Annotated in this window: 6 protein-coding genes and 1 riboswitch; all 6 genes read right to left on the reverse strand. The window is 36.5% G+C overall.

What is annotated here, in order from left to right:
- Positions 1 to 2,228: phosphodiesterase (locus PHD84_10095; GenBank protein ID MDD5638144.1), on the reverse strand; the 2,228-nt coding region annotated here is incomplete at its 3' end.
- A gap of 182 nt (positions 2,229 to 2,410) precedes the next feature.
- Positions 2,411 to 2,492, reverse strand: a riboswitch (cyclic di-GMP riboswitch).
- Positions 2,493 to 2,791: 299 nt separating this feature from the next.
- Positions 2,792 to 4,675: a PAS domain S-box protein gene (locus PHD84_10100; GenBank protein MDD5638145.1), complete on the reverse strand. Its 1,884-nt coding sequence runs from the start codon at positions 4,673 to 4,675 to the stop codon at positions 2,792 to 2,794.
- A gap of 77 nt (positions 4,676 to 4,752) precedes the next feature.
- Positions 4,753 to 5,025, reverse strand: a complete 273-nt coding sequence (locus PHD84_10105; GenBank protein MDD5638146.1) for an RNA-binding protein — start codon at positions 5,023 to 5,025, stop codon at positions 4,753 to 4,755.
- A gap of 632 nt (positions 5,026 to 5,657) precedes the next feature.
- Positions 5,658 to 5,936: a DUF3795 domain-containing protein gene (locus tag PHD84_10110; protein ID MDD5638147.1), complete on the reverse strand. Its 279-nt coding sequence runs from the start codon at positions 5,934 to 5,936 to the stop codon at positions 5,658 to 5,660.
- Between the two features lie 633 nt (positions 5,937 to 6,569).
- The gene (locus PHD84_10115) at positions 6,570 to 6,878 is read right to left on the reverse strand and encodes a HigA family addiction module antitoxin (protein ID MDD5638148.1); all 309 of its coding nucleotides are present in this window, start codon (positions 6,876 to 6,878) and stop codon (positions 6,570 to 6,572) included.
- Positions 6,879 to 6,884: 6 nt separating this feature from the next.
- Positions 6,885 to 7,172: a type II toxin-antitoxin system RelE/ParE family toxin gene (locus PHD84_10120; GenBank protein MDD5638149.1), complete on the reverse strand. Its 288-nt coding sequence runs from the start codon at positions 7,170 to 7,172 to the stop codon at positions 6,885 to 6,887.
- Positions 7,173 to 7,455 lie beyond the last annotated feature (283 nt).

Raw genomic sequence — 7,455 nt, forward strand, 5'->3', positions numbered from 1 at the left:
TCAAGTGCATCTGCCTCCACAAGAGGCTTGCTGACCAGGTAACCCTGGATAATATCACAATCATGTTTTTGCAGATATCTTTTTTGTTCTTCCTCCTCTACTCCCTCGGCAACTACTGTTAATCCTATTTTATGCGCCATGGAAATAATATCTGATGTTATTAGATTTTTTTCATCTTCATTTTTTATTTTGCTGATAAAAAACCTGTCCAGCTTTACTATATTAATATTCAGCTCCCGGAGCCTAGCCAGGGAGGAAAAGCCAGTACCAAAATCATCCAGGGAAACAGCAATCCCCATTTCCCTGATATCCTTTAATTTTTCATTTATTAGCTCATAATTGGAAAGCAAGATTGATTCGGTAATTTCAAACTCCAAAGATTTAATTACAGCACATAATGATTGTATGTATTGTTCTATATCTTTCATAAATCCTTCTCTAAGCAACTGGAGGCCTGAGATATTTACTGACAGATTGATATCCTCATAACCGCTGTCATGAAGGCTTTTTGAGAAATTACAGGCCCTGTGCAGGATCTGTTTTCCCAAATCATAGATCAGCATTCTCTTTTCCGCTATATCTACAAACTCCATAGGCGAAATAATACCCATTCCCGGAATATTTAATCTGGCCAGGGCTTCAAAACCCATAATTCTGTTCTGTTTAAGATCCAGCTTGGGCTGGTATTGGAGATAAAATCTTTCAGGGTTCACACCAAGGATAGCATCCCTTAATACCTTCTCTATTTTATCAGCCCGCCTGACAATCACTTCCATTTCATCCTCGTAAAAATAGATAGCATCATTACTGGAACTGTTGATATGTGAAAGGGCCAGGGTAGCATCCCGCAAAAGACTATCAATAGGCATATCCTGGTTTTTAATCTCAACAATACCGATTTCGGCACTGACAAACTGGGGGTCGCCATTGACCAAAAAGGATTTATCAAAAATATTGATAATTTTTTGAGCCAATGCTTGTAAATCTTCTTTTCTTTTGTAATTGCCGATAACAATAATAAAGCGGTCTGTGCTAGGCCTGAATAATTCCTCATCAGGTTCTAATATGTTTTTAATCTTTTCGGCAATCTTGACATGTATCTTTTCTCCGTAGAGATAGCCATGGGTCATATTCAAGATATTAAAATTCGTGCAGTTTAAAAGCATTATGGCCTTTTTATGTTTATCTGTATTCTTAACCTCGCTCTCGAGATACTCACTCAGGTATTCGCTGTTCGGAAGGCCAGTAAGCTTATCATAGTAAGCGAGCCTGAGATTGGATTTATTCTTCCGGTAGGCATAATACATGATAGCTCCAACGATGGCAGAAACCAAAGCCAACTGAAGAAAGTTATTAAAGATAATATCCTTTATCTCTCCATCAATCTCATCGGTTCTCCAGGCAACCGTTAGCGTGCCAAGGCTTTTATCTTCACTGAGAACCGGCACACAGACCTGAAAAACATCATGGCCATCCAGGACAGTTCTTACTGAATACTGCTCAGACCCAAAGTTTTGCTGGTGGATAGTGATTTCTTCTGTTATTTCCTCGGTATACTGAGAATTTTTGCTGACAATCATTTCATTGTTATCGTCTACAAAGGAGATATACATAATATCTTCTCTGTTTGATATTCTGTCTATTAATTTTTTAAGCTCAAATTTCCCCAGGAACTCCTGAACTTCCTCAGCCAATACCCCTATCTGGACAAAAGAACCGTCAGCAACCTGAAAATAGGCGTATTTGTAATAAATATCACTTTCAGTATCTCTGCGGATATCTTCCACTAAAATCTGTTTATCACTGATCATGAAATCATGAACCGGATGGCCAGGATATGCCTTCCAGCCGATGTATTTGGTTATATTGCTGCGTATAATTTCGCCTTCCGGATTATAAATGTATATCTCATCGATAAAAAATCTTTCAGCCAATTCTGCCAGTTCTTCAGTAGTTTCAAATCCCTGAATTAGCTTGGCAGCCTGGCTGGCTATCATTAGTTTTTCTTCTAACAGTTCAGTCACTATATCATGGGCTTCCTGTGAGGTTATTAATGTATGGGAATAGCTGTCTGCAATATCTAATGATGATTCTTCAAAGATTTCATAACTTTTATTGACATAATTATTCACCATATATACAGTAAGTCCAAAAAATATTAATATCAGGATGAAAAATGGTATTAGAAAATACCTGATATCTATACTCTTTAGTTTGTCTTTTCTCATGAGACCTTAAAAACCCCCGACAATATATTCCTTCATTTTTATTCTCCAAGGACCTATTGGCTATTTCTTTACTTTTTATTTTCTATTATCTAAACCTTTTACAGTCTTTATTTTAAAATAATGCCTGTTTATCTTCAATATAGTTCTTCTGTAAAATTTATGTGTCTATAAAATATAAAAAAGCCGGCGGTCTGGCAGCCGTAGCAGAAACTTTAAGCCCATAACTTTGCTCCTGCCCTTTCGGACAGTTTGCCTTTATCAACTTTTATATTATTAATTACCTGTATGCTTTTTAAAAAATACTTTTTATAATAATAAATTAGTTGTTTATTTTTATACCATCACCCCTTCTTTATAATTCTTAAATATTTTAACTATTTTCATAAAATTCTTTTACTATTTACTTTTTTTTCTCCTCCAAAGCAGCCTGTAATATCTTAGATAATTTACCTTTTGATCTCTGTTTATTCAGCTGGGATTTCCAGAACTCTGATAATCAGGCTCTATTTGTATCTTAAAGACTGATTTATATTACTTTAAATATACTTTAAAAATTTTATTGCCTATTCAAACCTAAAACCTTTCTCTTTAAACAGTTTTACACATACATCAACTATCTCAGAATCGTATAAAATACCTTTGTTTTTAACAATTTCATCAAGTGCAATATCAACCCCCAATGCTGCGCGATAAGGCCGATGTGAAGACATAGCCTCTACTACATCGGCAACACCAACAATTTTGGCTTCCAGTAGAATTTCATCACCTTTTATGCCGTTTGGATAACCGGAGCCATTTATTCTTTCATGGTGCTGTAAAATTATCGGAGCAACCGGATACGGGAAATCGATATCCTTCAGGATATCATAACCCATTTGGGAATGGGCCTTGATCAGACTGAATTCGATATCGGTGAGCTTGCTTGGTTTAGTAAGGATTTCAGAAGGTATGCCGACCTTCCCGATATCATGGATTAAAGCGGCAACCCTGATTGCTTTTACCTTTTCCGGGGATAAATTTAACTCTAAAGCAATTCTTGTAGCCAGCTGGCTGACACGGGACTGATGCCCGGAGGTGTAAGGATCCCGGGTATCAACAATTTTGGACATAGTCTCAATGGTTTTATCCAAGGCTTTTTCCAGCTTCTTCTGGATTTCCCTGAATTCGCTGATATCAATAGAGGCACAGGTTATACCTATTAAATTACCCTGTGCATCCCTTAAAGGTTCAGTGACCAATTGATAGAAAAAGGGTTTTCCCTTAATGGTCGTCCTGACCTCTGCTATGCTGCCTTTACCGGTCTCCAGTACTTTTTGTTTTATCTCCGTTAAAACCCGGGCATCATCAAAAGGCAACAACTCCTCATCTTTCCTGCCAAGGACCTCTTCGGGGCTGAACCCGGGATTGGGGTTATATATCCAATTATAGCGCAGTTCTTTATCCTGACTCCAGACTACCACAGGGGAATTTTTAAATGCTACCCGGAATCTTTCATCACTTTTCCGTAATGATTCTTCTGCCTGCCTGCGCTTTTTTTCTGTATCGATACTGTAAAGGGCAAAGGTAATATCTTCGGCTGCCTCTTTAAAGAGTGCCTGTTCCTCTTTGTCTTCTGCATAGGATTCCGGGATACAGGCTGAAAATACCCCATAGAGGGTATTATTCTGTCTGAGGCTGATGGTATAGGCGCTTCGGTGTTGGAGATAATGTGAAAGGGGGCAGTTGTCACAGACACTTTTAGGATTATCTGTAATCAGAATTTCTTTTCGCTGCAAGACTTCCCGGACACATCTTGGCCAATTACCATTTTCAAGCTGTGTTCTCATTGGTTCAAAAGCCGGACCGTATCCTGCTTCAGCAGAGGTTAGATATTTTTTATCTTTATCTAAAAGGGCAATCCAGGCATTATAGTAACCCTTGGTTTTTACTAAAAGATTACATGCCTTCTGGATAAGGACATCCCGGTCTTTTTCCCTGATAATGAGTTTATTAACGTTGCGGATGGCATGAATGACCTGGCCTAGATGTTTTATTCTTTGTTCGGACTGCCTGCGGAGGGTGATATCCCGGGCAATTGCCAGGACATGCAGTTTGCCTTCCATTTTTATAGGGTACGTGAAAATCTCTACTGTTATCTTCTTATTGTCTTTGCGTTTCAGGGTAAATTCTTCCGGGCCGCTAGTAAATCCCTGCTGATTTTTTGCAATTGCCTGTTTGGCTTTGGGGATTTCAGCGGCAGGGAGAATATCCAGATGGAAGAAGCTTTTACCTATTAATTCTTTTTTTCGGTAACCGGTAATTCTCTCGGCAGCCTTGTTGCCATCAATAAATTTACCTTCCAGGTCGGTGATGTAATAAGGATCCGGGGCATAATCAAACAGGGTTTGAAAAAATTCTTTGGAATCTTTGGGTTTATTTTGTGGTTTAGGCAGAATCTGACTAATCATTCCTATAAAAAAGAACCCCTTTAGTCTTATAGTCTTATCTTCTAAAAGGGTTCTTTACAGTATATTTTAACTAAATGTTAATAGCGTCTGTGGTTATCGTTAAAATCTCTTCTTGGCCTTGGTGGCTTAGCTTCGTCAATTTTTAAAGGGCGATCATTAAAATCAGTGTCGTGTAATGCATCTTTAGCTTTATTAGCTTCTTCTGAAGAAGACATTTCTACAAATCCAAAACCTTTACCTTCGATAATATTGACACTTTTAACGGTGCCATGATTACTGAATAGCTCTTCCAATTGCTCGTTAGTCACAGTGTAATTTAAATTTCCTACATAAAGTTTACTACCTTGCATTTCCTTTACCTCCTTTTTTATTATTTTTCAGTAATATTTTATTTAGAGGTAAATATAGCAAGATAAAAAAGTCTCTATTTTATTAATTACTGGTTATCAATCCTCACAGAAAGATTGACATTTCAATGCAACAAACTTTTCAGCTTATAACATTTTCACTTATCTCTAAGTGTTATATTTATTATACACTAATAAGGAGTAATGTCAAGCATTGTATTTTTTTGTTATTTTTGTTATAGTATTTTATTTTTTTTATAAATATTATTATCATTTAACAAACTTAATAACTAAAAGAATATTCCTATTATGTTAAAATTTCAATATTTAGCTGTAGCCCTGATGTGAAAAGAAATAAAAATACATAAGACAATCAGCGAAATGCTGAGGATCTGGGGTTTCCTGCCTCCTCGGCTAGGACGATTCTCGCAATAATGACAGGAACTATAAATCAAATCAGATTTATAAAAATTGGACTGAAAAAGGGGATAGATTATATCTGATATAGTGCAACGGTCCCCTGTATTATGAATTTGCCGAAGGCCAAAGCGAAGCCGCAGCGTATATTCCTGTTATAGGCAGTAAACTCCGAAGTGCAACCCGGTAGTGAGGCACGGATGCTGAACAGTCATAGTTTATTTTTCCTTATTTCTTAATTTATCTAATCTCGCTCTTGATTCATAGGGCTCTATAAACAGTTTATATTCTTTATCAGTCAACTTTCTATTCATTTTTTTCTCTATTTCTGATTTTAAAACAATTCTTTGACTTAGTTTTTCACAGATATATTCTGCACAACTAGAGCAATTCTCTATTTTTTTATTGATGACACAGGGTCTCATAGGACAATTTTTATATATTAGTTCAGGACTTTCTGTGGAAATACGGCCGTCACATTTAATATTTTCAGGCACAATACGAAATCCATATAGTTCAAACCATCAATCACTTAGCAATTGCCTTCGATCATTAGCTTCCACATTTGGAGTGTAAGCGAGACATAAATCACAACGATATCCACACTTCGTAATTATTTCATTATTCATTTTATTCTCCTTAAAATAAATTTAATGATCCAAAATATACAGATTAACTGATACAGGAGACAACTCTCTGTATCATGTAGTTTGAGGGTTTTCTTATGTTTCCTTCTGAGCTCTTCCGCAGAGATTAGTTCAGTAACCATAAGTCCTACTTCACCAATCTCACGGAATCAGCTATTAAAAGAAAACCATATCTCCTAAGAGAAAAGAATCCCCATAACCCGGGAGCATACCTGTTATCTGTATTAAGAAATGATTATGCAGAAAAAGAGGAAATCAATAACTCTTTTGATGAGGCAACCGCAACTGAGATTGATGAGATAAACCGCCAGGAACGTATTATCAGGAGAAGATATTACCAGAAGATGAATAAAGATGCCCTGCCCAGGCAGGAATCGTTGAAATGGATACAGAGGATTAAGGAACAATTGAGGGATGGGAAGATGGGCTGTGAATAGGGATGAATTTATATTTCAAGACTTGCCCCATTTGTTTCTTCATCTTTTATCCAACCTTCAAACAAATTTTCACTTCCGAATCAAGTACATCTCCAAGTTTATCAGATTGGATTTCTAAATCGTAATGTGACTGCAGGTTAAGCCAGAACTTGGAGGATGTTTTAAAATAACGTCCCAGCCTTAAAGCAGTATCTGCACTGATTGCCCTTTTCCCATGGACAATTTCATTAATACGCCTTGGCGGCACACTGATATCTTTTGCCAGTCTGTATTGTGATATATTTAAAGCATCCAAAAATTCTTCTTTTAATATTATCCCAGGATGTATAGGCTCTATTTTTTTATTATTTATCATTGTTAATCACCCCCTATGGTAATCGATAATTTCAACATCATAAGCATCTCGATCTTTCCACTTAAAACAAATTCTCCATTGCTGGTTTATACGTATACTATATTGCCCTTTTCGTTTCCCTTTTAAACTCTCCAGATGGTTTGAAGGCGGGATTCTCAAGGTCTGCATATCTGGAGCTGCATCAATCATCCATAGTTTTTTCATTGCATTTCTTTGTATATCATCAGGAAATTTAAGAGAATATTCTCGATAATATATCTTTTTAGTTTCTCTGCATTTGAATGATTTTATCATAATTATTATTAACATATCACGTTAATAATGTCAAGCGTTAATATTTGAGGCCACAGTTATATTATTTTCTTTGGATATTTGTCTTCAGCTTCCAACTTAAATCCTTTATTCTTTTATAATATTACAGAATAAGTAGTGATATAGGGTGATATAGGAGACGGTTCTCTGTATCAGGATCTGACAATCTGATTCACCGTTAATCCGGTTAATCTGGAAAGCTGTCTCAGCGAACAACTGTTTAATCCTTTGAGATAACTTAATACTTTTTTCTGGGTATCCGGGG

It is taken from the genome of Atribacterota bacterium (assembly GCA_028717805.1).
Taxonomy (GTDB): domain Bacteria; phylum Atribacterota; class Phoenicimicrobiia; order Phoenicimicrobiales; family Stramentimicrobiaceae; genus Stramentimicrobium.

Excerpts from the sequence above, each read along its gene's own strand:
- PHD84_10105 (MDD5638146.1), bottom strand. The coding sequence starts at position 5,025 with ATGCAAGGTAGTAAACTTTATGTAGGAAATTTAAATTACACTGTGACT.
- PHD84_10115 (MDD5638148.1), bottom strand. The coding sequence starts at position 6,878 with ATGATAAATAATAAAAAAATAGAGCCTATACATCCTGGGATAATATTA.
- PHD84_10120 (MDD5638149.1), bottom strand. The coding sequence starts at position 7,172 with ATGATAAAATCATTCAAATGCAGAGAAACTAAAAAGATATATTATCGA.
- PHD84_10100 (MDD5638145.1), bottom strand. The coding sequence starts at position 4,675 with ATGATTAGTCAGATTCTGCCTAAACCACAAAATAAACCCAAAGATTCC.